Genomic DNA, 17730 nt, shown 5'->3' on the forward strand with positions numbered 1-17730 from the left:
AAAAACGACTGATATTATCAGTCGTTCTTTCTTTTATATTTTACTATTAACTTATTCGATCACTTCATACAATGAAATGCTCTCAATATAATTTACAAATCTTCGTAGCTCTTTTTCTTCTGCTCGTTCAATTTCACCTGCTTCGTACATTTTCTGAATTTCCATACGTTCAGTTTCGATTAAAAGAGCCCGTAATTCTTCCTTTATTTCATCTCGTCGTTCGGAATTTTGAGTGACGGATTGTTTCATCCTATCCATAATTTTTCGATATTCGTAAATAATAGAATTTGCAAGATCAGGATTTTCTTCCGATTTAGCATGTTGTTCTAAAGCATCTATACCTGCACCTAAAGCGCGCATACGCAACTCTTTCTTTTGGCGGAAATATTCAATACGCTTATCTTTATTTAGACTGTATCTTTTTCTAGAAGTTCGCCAGTGAAGTAAAATTCTATATAGGATAGCAATTACTTTAGGGCGATTTGGATTACTAATATTTTTTTCACGTTCTTTAAAAGCAGCTTGGCATGCTGAGTATATATCAGGGTCTAAGTTTAGTTCTTTTTGGGTCCTTTCTATATACTCCTTTTCTGCTTTTAAGCCGAGTAAACGCAGGCTCTTTATCTGTTGTTTTCGTTCTTTAGAAGCTAACTTTTCTGCATTGAGCTCTACATCGATCTGATTAAACATTAATTTATATTCGTCTATTAATTCAAAAGCGACAGTTTGGTTTTCTTCAGTCATCACTGAATTGATTTTACGAATTGAAGCAATCAGCAAGCGTTTCTTTGCTTCATTGAAAGTGAGTTTTCCTTCACGTATTTCTAAAACTTCTTCTTCATCAATTAAAAGAGGTAAGAAAATTGTAGCAATCAGCAATGTAAATAAAATAACACTAGATGCTAAAAACAAAATCAAGGAGCGTTCTGGAAACAAATTGCCGTTATCGACTAGTAAAGGAAGGGATAAGACCCCTGCCATTGTTACAGCACCACGCACGCCTGTTAAGCTTGTTAGTAAACTCGTTTTCAAACTAGGTTTTTCAATTTCTTGAATTGCGTCTTTTTTATATTCATAGTAAGAAAAAGCGTATGACCAAATGAAACGAATACCTAAAATAACAAAGCCAATGGCAATAGAGTAACCGATGATTTTCCAGTTATTCATAGATGGATTCTCTAATGTTTCGGTCATAGACAATGGAATATTCAACCCAAGTAATAAGAATACAACCCCGTTTAAGATAAACAGTACGATAGACCAAGTGTTTTCTGTAATTAGCTGTTCTTCTGCAATTAAAGTCTCCGTATGATCTTTTACAAGTGCATGAACAATACCACCTACAACAACTGCAATAACCCCGGATGCATGGAAAACATCTTCAGCAATTAAGTAAATAATAAAAGGTGTTAATAGCTGTAATAGTGAATGGAAAACGACATCATGGATGCCCTTCTTCCTAAGGGTGAAGCGCAGCTGTGTAATTACGACGCCTAAGATTAGGCCAAGAATAGCTCCGGCTAAAAATGTATAAGTAAATTCAAAAAAAGCTTCCTTAATTGAAAAATACCCTGTGACAACAGCAGCTACTGCGAATTTGAAAGCAACTAAACCAGAAGCATCATTAATAAGTGATTCACCACGAACGAGATTTAAAATCTTCTCAGGTATTTGGATACGCTTTGCAATACCGTTTACCGCAACTGGATCTGTTGGTGATAAGATGGCTGCAAGTGCAAATGCAGCAGCAAGTGGTATATCAGGAATTAACCAATGAATAAAGTAACCACCGCCAAGTGTAGTTAGAAGAACCAGTATAATGGCATTTCCAAGAATAGGGGCGCGCATTCTCCATAGATCCTCTCTCGGGAAATTGCGTCCATCATTATACAAAAGTGGGGCAACAAAAAGTAATAAAAACCATTCAGATTCGAGCTGAAGTGTCATTTCATTTGCGAATATTGCCAGTAGAATGCCAAGTGCTATTTGGATTAGTGCTGTAGGTATAAATGGAATATAATGTCCAATTACATTTGATAATAATAGGCACACTAATAGTAAAAGGATTGTAATTAATAAATCCATAAAAAGCTCCCTTCAAAAAAAGTATCGATAGAAAAGTAAGTAATTATTCATTACCCTTTTTTTAGAAAAATGTACTGGATAAAGAAACTTTCAAGACTATTTACGAAAAGACCACGTTAATTTTGACAAAGATGTAAACGTTCGCAAATAAGTACTTAAATAAGTGATGGATATCATGACAGTTTTGAAAATGAAAGTTTATACTAGAATTACAAACAACCAATTAAAATAAAACAGAATCCGCTATGAGGAGTGAATATATTGAAAACAGTTGTTGTAGTTGGTGGCGGTATAACAGGTCTTTCTACTATGCACTATTTACAAAAGGAAAAAGAAGAAAAAGGCTTAGATATAAATTTAGTATTGATAGAAAAGAATGACTACTTAGGCGGTAAAATGCACTCTGTCGAAAAGGACGGCTTTATATTGGAGACGGGTGCAGATTCGATTGTTGCACGTCATTCTAGTGTTATGCCTTTAGTAGAAGATTTAGGATTACAAGATGACCTTGTATATAATGGTACAGGAATTTCGTATATTTACACAAATAATACATTGCACGCAATTCCAGCAGACAGCGTTTTTGGCATTCCTACAAGTGTAGAGTCTCTGGAAAGTAGCACATTAGTTTCAGAAGAAGGAAAAAAAGAGGCGTTAAAAGATTTAGAATTGCCTAATGAATATTTTACAAAGGATAGCTCAATCGGTTCTTTCTTAGAGCATTTTTTAGGAAAAGAACTTGTTGAAAAGCAAATTGCTCCAGTGTTATCAGGGGTCTATTCAGGAAAATTAGATACGTTGACAATGGCTTCAACTTTACCTTATTTACTCGATTATAAAGAGCAGTACGGAAGCATTATTAAAGGGTTTGGCGCACATAAAGAAGAATTTCAAAAAGCGGCAAATAAAAAATTCATATCCTTTAAAAATGGATTATCTTCTTTATTTACTCGTTTTGAAGAGAAGCTAACAGACGTTACAATATTAAAAGGCGTTTCAACAAATCATATCGAAAAAAGAGATGAAAAATATATACTGACATTTGATAATCACGAAGCAATTGAAGCAGATTTCATTGTGTTAACAACACCACATGATGTAACTAAAAAGCTATTAAAAGATCCAAATTTGGATGAGAACTTCAATGAATTTAGTAATGCCTCACTAATTACGATTTATTTAGGTTTTAACATTCCTGATAGTCAATTACCTGCAGATGGTACAGGTTTTATTGTGTCTGAAAATAGTGACGTCAAATGTAATGCTTGTACATGGACAAGTCGTAAGTGGAGCCATACTTCAAAAGATGGCAAATTACTTGTTCGTTTATTTTATAAAAATTCAAATCCAGATTTTGAGAATATGAAGCATTTAAGTAAAGAAGAATTAACTAAAATCGCTTTAGATGATATTGCAAAAAGCTTGAAGATAGAAGCGCAGCCTTCTGTTGTAGATGTGACAAAATGGAATGATTTAATGCCTGTTTACCATCTTGGTCATGCAAAAACAGTAGAAACTTTATCAACTAAAATGACTTCTAGCTATGACAATATATTGCTCGCAGGTTGTTCTTATTACGGTGTAGGTATTGGTCCTTGTATTGAGAATGGGAAAGAAACAGCAGAATCAATTCTAGCAAAATTATCAAGGTAGGTAGAAGAGAGCTAAGGAGATACCAATTTCTTTAGCTCTTTCTTTTTGGATAAATTTTAACGATATATCTAACCGCTTGAAAAAGCTAAATGAATTGTTACTATAAAATGAATGAGTAAAAAGAAGGTGGGTAACATGAGGAAAAAGGGAAGTTTAATATTAGGCATACTCTTGCTAGTAATTGGTTTAGTATTTATTTTCTATCAACCTATCATGGGGTATTTCATTTCGAATATGTCGAAGGCGACGATTAAGCAACAAGACATAGCATTGGCGATGAAGAATCCGGATGCATCATTTGATTTTCAGCAAGTGGATGATTTAAATGTAAAAGATGTTGTACAGGCACAATTCAATCAAAAGAAAATAAATGCCATAGGAGCTATTAGTGTACCTCAAGTGAATATGCGATTACCCATTTTATATGGTGTATCGAATACAAACTTAGCCATTGGTGCTGGTACGATGAAACCTGAACAAAAGATGGGTAAAGCTAATTATGCCTTAGCAGGTCATAATATGAATAATGGGAAGGCACTCTTTAGCCCTCTTACAAATGCTAAGGAAGGTATGCGAGTTTATGTAACTGATTTTAAAAAAATCTATGAATATAAAATTGATAAAATGCATATTGTACAACCGGAGCAAATTGATGTGATTGATGATTCAAAGGAAAAAATGATAACGCTTGTAACATGTAATTATGATGGTTCTAAACGACTGATTATTCAAGGGATATTGGTTGAAATAAAGAGCTATGATAAGACATCAGCCAATAATATTTTTGCAAATAAATAGTTATGAAGGCAAGATTGACGTTTTAATACGTAATCACCAAAATACCTCTTTTTTTGTTTTGTAATCAAAATATACGTATATTACAGAGTTTTTCTACAATTCAAAAAATCCTCTTGACGATATTCTTTTCTAGGGTTATGATTCTTTTAATTATTCTAACAATTAAATAAATATTTCTTATCAAGAGAAGCTGAGGGACTGGCCCTTTGAAGCTTCAGCAACCAGCCATCTGGTCAGGTGCTAACTCCAGCGGATTTACAGATTGTCCGAAAAGATAAGAAGGAGCGAACATCGTAATCGTCAAGCCTTCTTATCCATAAGAAGGCTTTTTTATGTAGAAAGGAAGGGATTTTAATGGGACTACTTGAAAAATTGCAAACACAAGTGTTAACAGCTGACGGTGCGATGGGCACTTTATTATATTCTTACGGAATTGACTATTGTTATGAGGAATTAAATATTACTAAGCCTGAAGTGATTGAAAATATACATCAACAATATATTAAAGCAGGCGCTGACATTATTCAGACTAATACGTATACAGCGAATGCCATTAAATTAGAACGTTATGGTTTAGAAAGCTCAGTAAAGGAGTTTAATGAATCGGCAATCGCCATTGCAAAACGTGCTGCAGCACCAGGAGGCCAATTTGTTTTAGGGACAATTGGTGGTATTCGCGGTATTCGTAAAAGTGAAGCAACACTAGATGAGATTATAGCGGCATTAGATGAGCAGGCGGGGTATCTATTAGCTGGTAATCCTGATGGTTTATTATTAGAGACTTACTATGATTTTGAGGAACTTTCATCTGTAGTGAAACATTTGAGAAAATTAACTGACGTACCAATCATCTCCCAAGTATCAATGCATGAACCAGGTATTTTACAAAATGGCTTATTGTTAAATGATGCACTGCACCAATTAGAAGCTTTGGGTGCAGATATTGTCGGAGTAAACTGCCGTTTAGGCCCACACCATACAATCCAAGCGTTTGAAGATGTTGAATTGCCATCCAAAGCATTTTTATCTGCATATCCAAATGCTAGTTTGCTAGATGTAGAAGATGGCAAGATTGTTTACGAATCGGAGGCTGATTATTTTGGTCGTGCTGGTGTTTTGCTACGTGACCAAGGTGTTCGCTTAATTGGTGGATGTTGTGGTACGACACCGAAGCATATAGAGGCTGTGAAAAAACGTATTGCTGATCTACCCCCAATTGAAAATAAAATTGTAAAGAAGAAAAAAGTAATCGAAATTAAAGAAGCTACTCCAGATCATCATGAGCCACTTCACGAAAAGGCAAAAAGGGAACGTACAATCATTGTAGAGCTTGATACACCTCGCCATCTCGATACGACCGCATTTATAGAAGGCGCGCAAATACTCAACTCTACAGGTATTGATGCTGTCACTATGGCTGATAATTCGTTGGCATCACCTCGTATTAGTAACATGGCAATGGGCTCAATTTTGAAAACGCAAAATAATATTCGTTCCCTTGCACATATTACTTGTCGTGATCGCAATCTCATCGGCTTACAATCGCATTTAATGGGGCTAGATGCATTAGGTATTAATGAAATTTTAGCAGTCACTGGAGACCCTACAAAAGTGGGCGATTTCCCGGGTGCAACTAGCGTGTACGATGTCTCAAGCTTAGAGTTACTTCAATTAATCAAACAGTTGAATGAAGGAATATCATTCTCAGGTAAACCTTTGCGTAAAAAGGCTAACTTCTCAATTGCAGCTGCATTTAATCCTAACGTACGGGTGCTTGATAGAGCTGTAAAAAGATTAGAAAAGAAAATTGAGTGTGGAGCAGATTATTTCATCACACAGCCTGTATATACGAAGGAGAAAATAATAGAGATATATGAGGCTACTAAACATTTAGAAACCCCTATTTTCATAGGAATCATGCCACTAACAGGTATCCGAAATTCAGAGTTTTTACATCATGAAGTACCAGGAATTAAGCTCTCTGATGAAGTGCTTGAAAGAATGCGTGCAACGGGTGATGATAAAAACCTTGCAACCGCAGAAGGTATAGCGATTGCGAAAGAATTAATTGATACAGCGGCAGAGTTATTCAACGGCATTTATATCATTACGCCATTTACACGTTACGACATGTCAGTAGAATTGATTCATTATATTCAAGAGCTAGACCAACAGAAAGTAGGAGATCACAACTATGTTAAAGCAACCAATTAAAGAACGACTCCAACAACATATTCTTATATTAGATGGTGCAATGGGGACTATGCTCCAAAATGCTAATTTAACACCAGAGGATTTCGGTGGGGATGAATATGATGGCTGTAATGAATATTTGAATATTACACGACCTGACGTGATCGAAAATGTACACCGCGCTTATTTAGAGGCAGGTTCAGATATTATTAGTACGAATACATTTGGTGGGACTCCTGTGGTATTAAATGAATATGCACTGGGTGGTCAAGCGCATGAAATAAACATATTAGCAGTGCAAATTGCTAAAAAAGTAGTGGATGAATTGTCAACGCCTGAATGGCCTCGATATGTTGCTGGCGCAATGGGACCAACGACTAAAACCCTATCAGTAACGGGTGGTATTACATTTGATGAGCTATTACATGACTTTTACGTACAAGCAAAGGCATTAGTTGAAGGTGGAGCGGATTTATTATTACTTGAAACAAGTCAAGATATGCTGAATGTTAAGGCTGGTACTTTAGGTATTAAACAAGCATTTGAAGAGCTTGGTAAAGAGCTACCTGTGATGATTTCGGGAACAATTGAACCGATGGGAACTACTCTCGCAGGGCAAAGTATTGAAGCCTTTTATATTTCAATTGAACATATTAAACCATTATCAGTAGGGTTGAACTGTGCTACTGGCCCTGAATTTATGACAGATCATTTACGCTCGCTTTCAGAATTAGCAACAAGCTATGTCAGTTGTTATCCGAATGCAGGTTTACCAGATGAAGAAGGGCATTATCATGAAACTCCAGAATCCTTGTCAAAAAAGCTTGAAGGTTTTGCTGATAAAGGTTGGTTAAATATCGTTGGAGGTTGTTGTGGTACGACGCCTGAGCACATTAAATCAATCCGTAAAGTAGTAGAAAATAAGCAGCCCCGTCAAATGCCTGAAGCTGAGCATGGTCATGTCGTAGCTGGAATTGAACCGCTTATTTATGATGATTCAATGCGCCCTTTATTTGTTGGAGAGCGTACAAATGTTATTGGTTCGCGAAAATTTAAGCGTTTAATTATAGAAGGTAAATTTGAAGAAGCGGCAGAAATTGCTCGTGCTCAGGTGAAAAATGGTGCGCACGTAATGGATATTTGCTTAGCAAACCCTGACCGTGATGAACTTGAAGATATGAAAAACTTCATGACGGAAGTAGTAAAGAAGGTAAAAGTTCCGCTTGTAATCGATTCAACGGATGAAAAGGTAATCGAAGAAGCACTAAAATATTCCCAAGGGAAGGCAATCATAAACTCTATCAATTTAGAGGACGGAGAAGAGCGTTATGATGCTGTGTTACCAATAGTAAAAAAATACGGTGCATCTATCGTTATCGGTACAATTGATGAAAAAGGAATGGCTGTTGACCGCCATAGTAAATTAAAAGTTGCTGAACGTTCTTATGACCTGCTAGTGAACAAATGGGGAATCGCACCAGAAGATATTATTTTCGATCCTCTTGTGTTCCCAGTTGGCACGGGTGATGAGCAATATATAGGAGCAGCTGAAGAAACAATTGAAGGCATTCGCTTAATCAAAGAAAAAATGCCGCGAGTATTAACTATTTTAGGTGTTAGTAATGTATCGTTTGGTTTACCTCCAGTTGGACGTGAAGTATTAAACGCTGTGTACTTATACCACTGTACACAAGCCGGGCTGGATTACGCTATTGTAAATACAGAGAAATTAGAGCGCTATGCTTCAATTCCAGAAGCTGAGATTAACTTAGCAAATGATTTAATCTATAAAACAAACGACAAGACACTTGCTGATTTCACAGATTTCTATCGTGACAAAAAGAAAGAAAAGACCGAAGATGATATTCCAAAAACAGTACCAGAGCGACTAGCATATTACATTATTGAAGGTACAAAAGAAGGGCTAATCCCTGATTTAGAAGCTGCAATGAACATGTACGATTCACCGTTAGAAATTATTAATGGACCTTTGATGACAGGAATGGCTGAAGTTGGACGTTTGTTCAATGACAACCAGTTAATCGTAGCCGAGGTACTACAAAGTGCTGGAGTTATGAAAGCGTCTGTATCATTCCTAGAACAGTTCATGGAAAAAAATGAAAATGACACTGGTAAAGGGAAAGTAATATTAGCAACGGTTAAAGGTGATGTACATGATATCGGAAAAAACCTTGTTGATATTATTTTAAGTAATAATGGTTATAAGGTAATTGATGTTGGTATTAAAGTTACACCTCAAGCACTAATTGAAGTTATTAAAAAAGAACATCCAGATATCGTTGGATTATCGGGATTACTCGTAAAATCAGCACAGCAGATGGTGATTACTGCACAAGATTTCAAGGATGCAGGCATCATTACTCCAATGCTTGTAGGTGGAGCGGCATTATCAAGACGCTTTACCGAAACGAAAATCGCGGCAGAATACGATGGTCCAGTAATGTATGCAAAAGACGCAATGCATGGTCTTGAGTTAGCTAACAGACTGCAAAGTGATGATAAAGGTAAATTGCTACATGAGTTAGAAGACGCAATTGAAAAACGTGCAGCATCAGAAGAAAAGCGCGCTGCAAGACCAGCAGTTGCTGTAGCAGAAAAACCGATTAAAACAGTACGTTCAGATGCACCGGTTTTTGTACCGACTGATTTACGACGTCACGTATTAAAAGACTATTCAGTATCCCATTTATATCCATATGTGAATATGCGAACATTAATTGGCCATCACTTAGGTTTAAGAGGATATAGCGATGAAATGCTTGAAAAAGGTGAATCTCGAGCAGTTGAATTATATGATTTAGTAACAGAATTCTTGGAATCAGGTATGTTAAATCCATCAGGTATGTATCAATTCTTTCCTGCACAAGCAGACGGAGATGATGTAGTCATTTATGATCCAAAAGATAGTAAGACCGTTATTGAGCGCTTTACTTTCCCACGTCAAAATAAGACACCGTACTTATGTTTAGCTGATTTCTTAAAAACAGTTGATAGTGGGGAAATGGATTATGTTGCTTTTATGCAAGTAACGGCTGGACACGGTGTACGTGAGGCTGCAGCGCGTTTGAAAGAGCAAGGGAAATTCCTTGAAAGTCATGCATTCCAAGCAACAGCTCTAGAATTAGCAGAAGGTTTTGCAGAACGCATCCATCAAGAAATTAGAGACCAATGGGGGTTCCCAGATTCCACAGATTTCACAATGCGTGACCGTTTTGCAGCAAAATATCAAGGACAGCGTTTTTCATTTGGCTATCCAGCGTGTCCAAATTTAGAAGATCAATCGAAACTATTTGGTTTGATCAAGCCAGAAGATATAGGTGTACATCTTACAGAGGAATTTATGATGTCACCAGAAGCATCTGTTTCAGCAATTGTTTTTGCACATCCTGATGCAAGATATTTCAATGTAGAATAAGAAAAAGCGAGATGGTTTTAAGCCATCTCGCTTTTTGCATTCTTTTAGATAAATTGTAGGTTTTTTTCGAGAAGCCATCATAATTATTTAATGATGGCTATTAAACAACAAAGTAAGTAGTATCAAGTGAATTTTCCGATATTATTACCAAGTATTAAGACTTGCTATATGACAGATGTCATATGTTAATCATGACAACTATATCTACTAACATGTAACTATAAGTTTTAAGATGAGAATATATAAAAGCGAAGAAAAGTGAGGGACATCACATGAATAATATAGAAAAGACGAAGCAATTACGTAAGGACGTCGCACCATTCGCTAAGTCTCATTTGAATAAAAGTATTATGCAAATGGTTAACACTTTGCTACCACTAATAATCTTATGGACAGCAGCGTATCTATTAGTTCCAGTTTCTGTTTGGGCATCGGTTGGTTTAAGTATAGTCGCAGCAGGTTTTGTAGTTCGTACATTCATTATATTTCATGATTGTACTCACGGGTCATTTTTTAAAAATAAAAAAGCAACAGATATCGTTGGTACATTAACTGGAGTATTAACATTGTTTTCTTATGAAAAATGGAAACGTGAACACGCAATTCACCATGCAACAAGTTCAAATTTAGATAAACGTGGTACTGGTGACATTTGGGTGATGACAATTGATGAGTACATCGCAGCATCAAAAATGGAACGATTCAAATATCGTGCTTACCGTAACCCGCTTGTAATGTTCGGATTAGGACCACTATATTTAGTTTTAATTTCAAGTCGTTTTAATCGTAAGGATGCAAAACGAAAAGAGCGTATGAATACGTATCTATCAAATATTATTATCGTAGCATTAGCAACTACGCTCGTGATGACTGCCGGATGGACAGCATTTTTAATCGTACATGGTACGACGATGTTTGTAGCTGGTGCATTAGGAATTTGGTTATTCTACATTCAACATACATTTGAAGATTCATATTTTGAAGAAGAGTCTGAGTGGGATTATGTAAAGGCAGCGATTGAAGGAAGTTCATATTATAAACTGCCACTAGTTTTACAATGGGTAACAGGTAATATTGGTTTCCATCACGTGCATCATCTATCACCACGTGTACCAAATTACTTATTAGAAGAAGCACATGAAAAAGTACCGCCACTTCAAAAAGCTACAACAGTAACTATCAAAACAAGTTTAGAATCATTACGTTATAAATTATATGATCCATCACATAAAGCCTTTGTGACTTTCAAATCTGTACAAAGGTTAGTAGATGAACATGATCGTTTGTCAAAAAATCAAGAAGTACCTATGAAAAAAGCAAGCTAAGTATGAAAACGGTCATTTCTTTAAACAGAGATGGCTGTTTTTGTTTATATGACATTTGATATAATAGGGGCAATTAGATGGGGCGGTGAATGAATTTATGCTGAGCTGGTTTAGTATTTTCCCGAAAAGTCCTTGGCTAAGTATTTATGCTTGGATAATTTTCTGTTTACTACCGTTCTTTTTCATATTTAGGTCATCTTCATTTTTAGAAATAACGATAGGGATTTCAATTTTACTTTTATATTTTGTTTCATATCGTTTTTCACATAGATCACACAATGGACTCGTATATATGTGGGTATCCTTTGAAATGATAATTAATGTTGCGATGACATTACTTTTTGGTTATGTTTATCTATCATTATTTACAGCGTTTTTTATTGGGAATATCCGTAATACTGTAGGGTTTTATATTATGTATGGCTTACATATCGCTTTTACAATAGGCGCGATAGTAGCAGGGTTTTTCGTTGAAATTGACTTGTTTCTTCCTCAAATTCACTTTATCATTATTTCGGTTATTGGAACGGTACTATTACCATTTAATTTATATAACTGGAATAGACGTGAAAAGCTTGAGGGACAACTAGAGTCGGCAAAAGAACGTATTTCTGAGCTTAGTATTTATGAAGAGCGCCAGCGTATTGCGCGTGATTTGCATGATACCCTCGGGCAAAAGCTTTCCATGATTGGTTTGAAAAGTGATTTAGCTGCACGTTTAGTGGAAAAGGATCCACAGGCTGCAGTGATGGAATTAAAAGATATTCGCCAAACTGCAAGTATTGCGTTGAAGGAAGTACGCGAACTTGTAGCAGATATGCGTACAGTGAAGTTACATGATGAACTTGTCCGTATTCAGCAAATTTTAGATGCAGCAGAAATGGAATTGACGATTGTAGGCGACCCTAATTTTGATAAAGTTCCAACAATAGTTGAAAACGTTCTAAGCATGTGTCTAAAGGAAGCTGTTAATAATATAGTAAAACATAGTGATGGATCGAAGTGTGAAATTACATTCGCCCAAAATAAAAATGAATTACAGATTATCATTGCAGATAATGGCGTGGGCCTATCAGCCAAAAAAGAGAAATCAGAAGGTAATGGTTTGAATGGCATGCGAGAACGATTAGAGTTCGTCAACGGCAATCTGCAAATTATTGAACAAAACGGCACAGTGCTTAATATTACTGTACCTGTCGTCATCACACATCAAAAGGGAAGTGACCAACATGATTAAAATCGTCATAGCTGAAGATCAAGGTATGCTATTAGGTGCTATGAAATCTTTACTCAATATGGAAGATGATATGGAAGTAGTCGGCATTGGCAAAAATGGTGCTGAAGCTGTCGCGCTTGTAGAGGAGCATAATCCCGATATTTGTATTATGGATATTGAAATGCCCTTGAAAACCGGATTAGATGCTGCTGAAGAATTACAAGATCATCCGTGTAAGATTATCATCTTAACTACTTTTGCGCGTCCAGGTTATTTCGAACGCGCTCGTAAAGCGGGGGTGCGTGGTTATCTATTAAAAGACAGCCCTATTGAAGAACTTGTAAATTCTATCCGTGTAATTATGGAAGGCCGACGACTATATGCACCGGAGTTAATCGATATTGTTTATGAAGAGACTATTGAAAATCCGCTCACAGAACGTGAAAGTGAAGTACTTGAGCTAGTAGCGGAGGGTAAAACGACGAAGGAAATAGCGGGGGAGCTTTTTCTTTCGCCCGGTACCGTGCGAAACTATATTTCAACCATCTTAGACAAACTAGAAGTAAGCAATCGAATTGAAGCAATCGCTCGTTTTAAGGAAAAAGGATGGAACAAATAGAGCAAAAAGCTGGCTAAGTGAGTTTTATATAAATCCATATTGTAAATTAATCAGCATCTCCTTGTGAGGTGCTTTTTTGTTGGAAAAATTACTGATAGAGGAGCGAGTAGATTAAAAAGGAGATCGAGTGAGTTAAAAGAAAGAGCGAGTAGGTTAAAAGAGAGCTCGAGTGAGTTAAAAGAAAGAGCGAGTAGGTTAAAAGAGAGCTCGAGTGAGTTAAAAGAAAGAGCGAGTAGGTTAAAAGAGAGCCCGAATGAGTCAAAAGAGAGCGAGTAGGTTAAAAGAGAGCCCGAATGAGTCAAAAGAGAGCGAGTAGGTTAAAAGGGAGCCCGAGTAAGTCAAAAAGAGGAGCGAGTAGGTTAAATAAGCTCCCCAAAAAGCTACAAATGTTTAATTCATTAAAATACAGGACAAGATGGATTGTGAAGATATTCAAGGAGGCTATTTTATGACGCATAATGATGATCATATTGAAAAGGAAGACACGCTTACCAATAGACAAGGGCATCCTATTACAAACAATCAAAACTTGAGAACTGTTGGTAATCGTGGGCCAGCTACTTTAGAAAATTATGATTTTCTAGAGAAAATGAGTCATTTTGATAGAGAGCGTACACCCGAACGTGTAGTGCATGCTCGTGGTGCTGGAGCACACGGCTATTTTGAAACGTATGGAACGGTAGGGAATGAACCTGTGTCCAAATATACTAGAGCAAAGGTATTTCAAGACAAAGGGAAGCAAACGCCAGTTTTTGTTCGTTTTTCAACAGTAATACACGGAAATCATTCACCAGAAACTTTACGTGATCCCCGAGGATTTGCAGTGAAATTTTATACTGAAGATGGTAACTGGGATCTAGTAGGGAATAATATTAAGATCTTTTTTATTCGTGATGCTATGAAATTTCCTGATATGATTCATGCATTTAAGCCGGATCCTATTACGAATATACAAGATGTTGAGCGCTTTTTTGATTTTTGTGCAAGTTCACCGGAATCGTTCCATATGGTCACTTTTATCTATTCACCTTGGGGGATTCCTGCAAATTATCGAATGATGCAAGGGTCTGGGGTGAATACTTATAAATGGGTGAATAGTGATGGAGAAGCTGTTTTGATCAAATACCACTGGGAACCAAAACAAGGAATCAAGAATTTGACTCAACAGGAAGCTGAAGAAATCCAAGCGAAAAATTTTAACCATGCTACACAAGATTTATATGATGCGATTGCGAATGGAGATTATCCAGAATGGGAATTAAATGTTCAAATCATGTCTGATGGAGAACATCCAGAACTCGATTTTGATCCTTTAGATGATACGAAGCTATGGCCTGAAGATCAATTTCCTTGGCATCCTGTAGGGAAGATGGTATTAAATAAAAATCCTGAAGATTTCTTTGCAGAAGTAGAACAAGTATCGTTTGGAACAGGCGTATTAGTTGATGGACTCGATTTCTCTGATGATAAAATGTTGCAAGGTAGAACGTTTTCTTATTCAGACACACAGCGTCATCGTGTTGGAGCAAACTATTTACAACTCCCGATTAATGCACCGAAGAAACGTGTTGCTACAAACCAAAATGGTGGTCAAATGTTATATAAGCGTGATTTAGCGCCTGGTCAGAATCCACACATTAACTACGAGCCATCCATGCTTGGTGGCTTGCACGAAGCTAAACAAAATGCAAAAGAGTATACACCATTTATTGAAGGCAATTTAGTACATGAATCCATCGATCGTCAAAGTAATACAAAACAAGCAGGGGAAACGTATCGTAATTTTGAGGACTGGGAAAAAGATGAGCTTCTAGAAAATCTTATCGGTGATTTATCTAGTTGTGATGAAAAGATCCAAAAGGCAATGATTGCATTAGCAGAGGAAGCCGATGATAATTACGGCCGTAGACTAAAAGAGGGACTACAAAATGCCAATAAATACTCATCTACGCAAAGACCTTTAGCAAATAATGATGGAGATAAGGCTCCTGAAGATGCCATTGAAAAAGGGCATGACGCAGAGCCGTATTAAAATGAAACGTGAGGATAATAATCCTCGCGTTTTTTTCTTTTTTTAAATAGCCAATTGCAAAACAATTACCGAAAATTTATTAATTTATAAAAAATTGAGCATGCTATAGAAGGAGTTTTTCGTCACTGAGTCAAATTGTTGGAATATCCTATTTTTAGGGTATATGCTTTACATGTTACAAAATTTTAAAATAGAAAAGGAAGTAGACATTAAATGACTATTAGAGTAAAGGCAATAATAGGTTCAACTAGCTCAACTTCAAATAATTTAAAACTTGTAAACTTCATGAAAAAACGCTATGCAAACAAATTGGAAATTACACCGGTATTAATTAATGACGTTGAAATGTTCTCAATTGATATTGAAAACAATCCACCAGCTGGTGCAACAGCTTTTAAAGCGGATGTTAAAGATTCTGATGCAGTATTATTTGCTGTTCCTGAATATAACTACTCAATTCCAGGTGCATTAAAAAATGCAATTGACTGGTTATCACGTGGTGGTGATTATACAATCAAAGATAAACCAGGATTCATTGTAGGTTCATCAATGGGTGTTTTAGGTAGTGTTCGCGCTCAAATCCATTTGCGTGAAATACTTTCAAATCCAGCTTTAGCACCAGTACTACTACCAGGTAATGAAGTATATATAGGAGCAGTTCATACAAAGTTAAACGAAGCTGACGAACTAACAGATGAAAGTACAATCGCGTTCCTTGATAATGTAGTAGATAACTTTATAGCTTTTTACGACAAACATACTAAATAATATATAGCTCCCCAGTACAATTATTATGACAAAAAGCTTCTTCTCTAAGACGTATAGAGAAGAAGCTTTTTAATTAAAATTTTTCTTTCAACATTTGCATACGACTATTAAACAATGTTGGATAGGACAAAAATCCAAGGAAAATACTCGATACAGCCGCTGTCGTAAGCAAGATGAAAACGATTAGTAATTGAAACTGCACTGCCTGGATCGGGTCAGCGCCAGCAATGATTTGACCACTCATCATGCCTGGAAGTTGGACAAGCCCAATCGTTTTTTGGCTTTCTATAGTTGGAATCATACTTGCCTTAATGGCACTAATTAATTGATGATGAATAGCCTGTTTTGGTGTTCCACCTAATGATAAAATAAGCTCTACTTGATCACGATGAGCATGCATTTCAGCTGTGAAACGATTTAAGAATAATATGGATAGTACCATGGAGTTTCCGATGATCATTCCACTAATTGGAATGATATATTGTGCAGTTGCGGGTACAATGTGGAAGCCTAGTAGTATGGCTTGCGTCAATACTTCAACAGTCAGTAAAGTAACAGCAATTTTCCACGTAATCCCGTCTATGGACTTACCTTTTTTACGTGCGTTTAATGTAGCAGTTCCAATCATCAAAGCAATCATTAAGAATATATAGATAAAATGATTGGAATCAAAAACAAATTTTAATACATAGCCGACAGCAAGTAACTGGATAATAGATCGTATCGTTGCAATAAATGTATCTTTTTCTAATCCGAGTTTTAAAGTTTTTGATAAAATTAATGGAATAAGTACGAAAATCAATGTTAAGGATAATGCCAAATAGCTCATTTAATCACTCCTTGTACAAAGTGTTTTACAAGGTCATTTTGAGGGTTCTCTAATAGTTTGCTCTCTCCGGTCTCAATGACTTCTCCTTGCATTAAAACCCAAGTATAGTGACCAATTTTTAATGCTTGCTCAAGATTATGTGTAATCCAAATCATCGTCACATTATATTTTTCGTTGATTTTGACGATTAGTTCTTCTATTTCTTTTAATGAAGCACGATCAAGTGCAGATGTAATTTCATCTAACAACAAAATTTCGGATTGATTTACTAGGGTTCTAGCAATCGATACTTTTTGGCGTTGGCCACCAGATAAATCATTTGCATTTTTATGTAAAAAATCTCGTTCCAATCCGACATCATCTAAGTATGAGATAGCATCTTCTTCAGGTAATTTTTTGCTCTGCAATGCTAATGGAAGCTCCAAATTTTCAAAAACTGTGCCTTTGATCATAGGAGCAGCTTGCAACGCCATTCCAACATTTCTACGTAAATCAATTGGGTCATAATCAGTAATGAGTTTATTATGAATGAAAATTTCACCAGCGGTAGGGGAGATTAAGCCGTTGCACATTTTGAGTAAAGTTGTCTTGCCCGCGCCAGATGGTCCAACGAGTGTTGTGATTTTTCCCTTTGGAAAGGATCCAGTAACTTTTTTTATTATTTTAGAGTCACCAATTTGAAAATCAACATGATTAAAATGTATAGCTGGCTCATATACCTTATCCATTTGTAAGCCTCCTGAATAAAAGTCTTTACTATAAATGTACCATAGTTG

General features: G+C 36.2%; 12 protein-coding genes and 1 riboswitch. Of the genes, 9 read left to right on the forward strand and 3 right to left on the reverse strand.

The annotated features are described in order from the left end of the window. Positions 1-51: 51 nt before the first annotated feature. Positions 52-2085, reverse strand: coding sequence for a Na+/H+ antiporter (locus MHH85_RS00100; RefSeq protein WP_340705599.1), 2034 nt, complete (start codon positions 2083-2085; stop codon positions 52-54). Positions 2086-2346: 261 nt separating this feature from the next. Between MHH85_RS00100 and MHH85_RS00105 the strand changes: the two genes are divergently transcribed. From MHH85_RS00105 to MHH85_RS00145, 9 genes are all read left to right on the forward strand, one after another. After that, positions 2347-3738, forward strand: coding sequence for a protoporphyrinogen oxidase (locus tag MHH85_RS00105; protein ID WP_340705600.1), 1392 nt, complete (start codon positions 2347-2349; stop codon positions 3736-3738). Between the two features lie 135 nt (positions 3739-3873). Further along, entirely contained in the window at positions 3874-4536 is a 663-nt protein-coding gene (locus MHH85_RS00110; RefSeq protein WP_193737589.1) for a class A sortase, read from the forward strand. 174 nt (positions 4537-4710) lie between these two features. Then, positions 4711-4817: riboswitch (SAM riboswitch) on the forward strand. A 73-nt stretch (positions 4818-4890) separates the two neighbouring features. Then, positions 4891-6750: a bifunctional homocysteine S-methyltransferase/methylenetetrahydrofolate reductase gene (locus tag MHH85_RS00115; RefSeq protein ID WP_193737588.1), complete on the forward strand. Its 1860-nt coding sequence runs from the start codon at positions 4891-4893 to the stop codon at positions 6748-6750. Next, positions 6731-10165 carry a methionine synthase gene (gene metH / locus MHH85_RS00120; RefSeq protein WP_340705601.1) on the forward strand — a complete coding sequence of 1145 codons (3435 nt, stop codon included), beginning with the start codon at positions 6731-6733 and terminating at the stop codon, positions 10163-10165. Before MHH85_RS00115 ends, metH begins: the two co-directional genes overlap by 20 nt. A gap of 272 nt (positions 10166-10437) precedes the next feature. Then, on the forward strand, positions 10438-11490 hold the full coding sequence (locus MHH85_RS00125; protein ID WP_193737586.1) for a fatty acid desaturase: 1053 nt from the start codon (positions 10438-10440) through the stop codon (positions 11488-11490). Between the two features lie 97 nt (positions 11491-11587). After that, positions 11588-12727 carry a sensor histidine kinase gene (locus MHH85_RS00130; protein WP_340705602.1) on the forward strand — a complete coding sequence of 380 codons (1140 nt, stop codon included), beginning with the start codon at positions 11588-11590 and terminating at the stop codon, positions 12725-12727. Continuing rightward, positions 12720-13325: a response regulator transcription factor gene (locus tag MHH85_RS00135; RefSeq protein WP_193737584.1), complete on the forward strand. Its 606-nt coding sequence runs from the start codon at positions 12720-12722 to the stop codon at positions 13323-13325. The genes MHH85_RS00130 and MHH85_RS00135 overlap by 8 nt, the downstream gene beginning before the upstream one ends. A gap of 448 nt (positions 13326-13773) precedes the next feature. Further along, complete coding sequence (locus MHH85_RS00140) at positions 13774-15357, forward strand: catalase (protein WP_340705603.1); 1584 nt, start codon at positions 13774-13776, stop codon at positions 15355-15357. Between the two features lie 213 nt (positions 15358-15570). Further along, positions 15571-16125, forward strand: a complete 555-nt coding sequence (locus MHH85_RS00145; protein ID WP_340705604.1) for an NADPH-dependent FMN reductase — start codon at positions 15571-15573, stop codon at positions 16123-16125. Between the two features lie 73 nt (positions 16126-16198). Here MHH85_RS00145 and MHH85_RS00150 read toward each other — a convergent pair whose 3' ends face one another. Both MHH85_RS00150 and MHH85_RS00155 read right to left on the reverse strand, forming a co-directional pair. Continuing rightward, positions 16199-16954 carry an ABC transporter permease gene (locus tag MHH85_RS00150; RefSeq protein WP_053418912.1) on the reverse strand — a complete coding sequence of 252 codons (756 nt, stop codon included), beginning with the start codon at positions 16952-16954 and terminating at the stop codon, positions 16199-16201. Then, the gene (locus MHH85_RS00155) at positions 16951-17682 is read right to left on the reverse strand and encodes an ABC transporter ATP-binding protein (protein WP_340705605.1); all 732 of its coding nucleotides are present in this window, start codon (positions 17680-17682) and stop codon (positions 16951-16953) included. The genes MHH85_RS00150 and MHH85_RS00155 overlap by 4 nt, the downstream gene beginning before the upstream one ends. Positions 17683-17730: the final 48 nt, after the last annotated feature.

Source organism: Viridibacillus sp. FSL E2-0187, from assembly GCF_038006425.1.
Taxonomy (GTDB): Bacteria; Bacillota; Bacilli; order Bacillales_A; family Planococcaceae; genus Viridibacillus; species Viridibacillus arvi.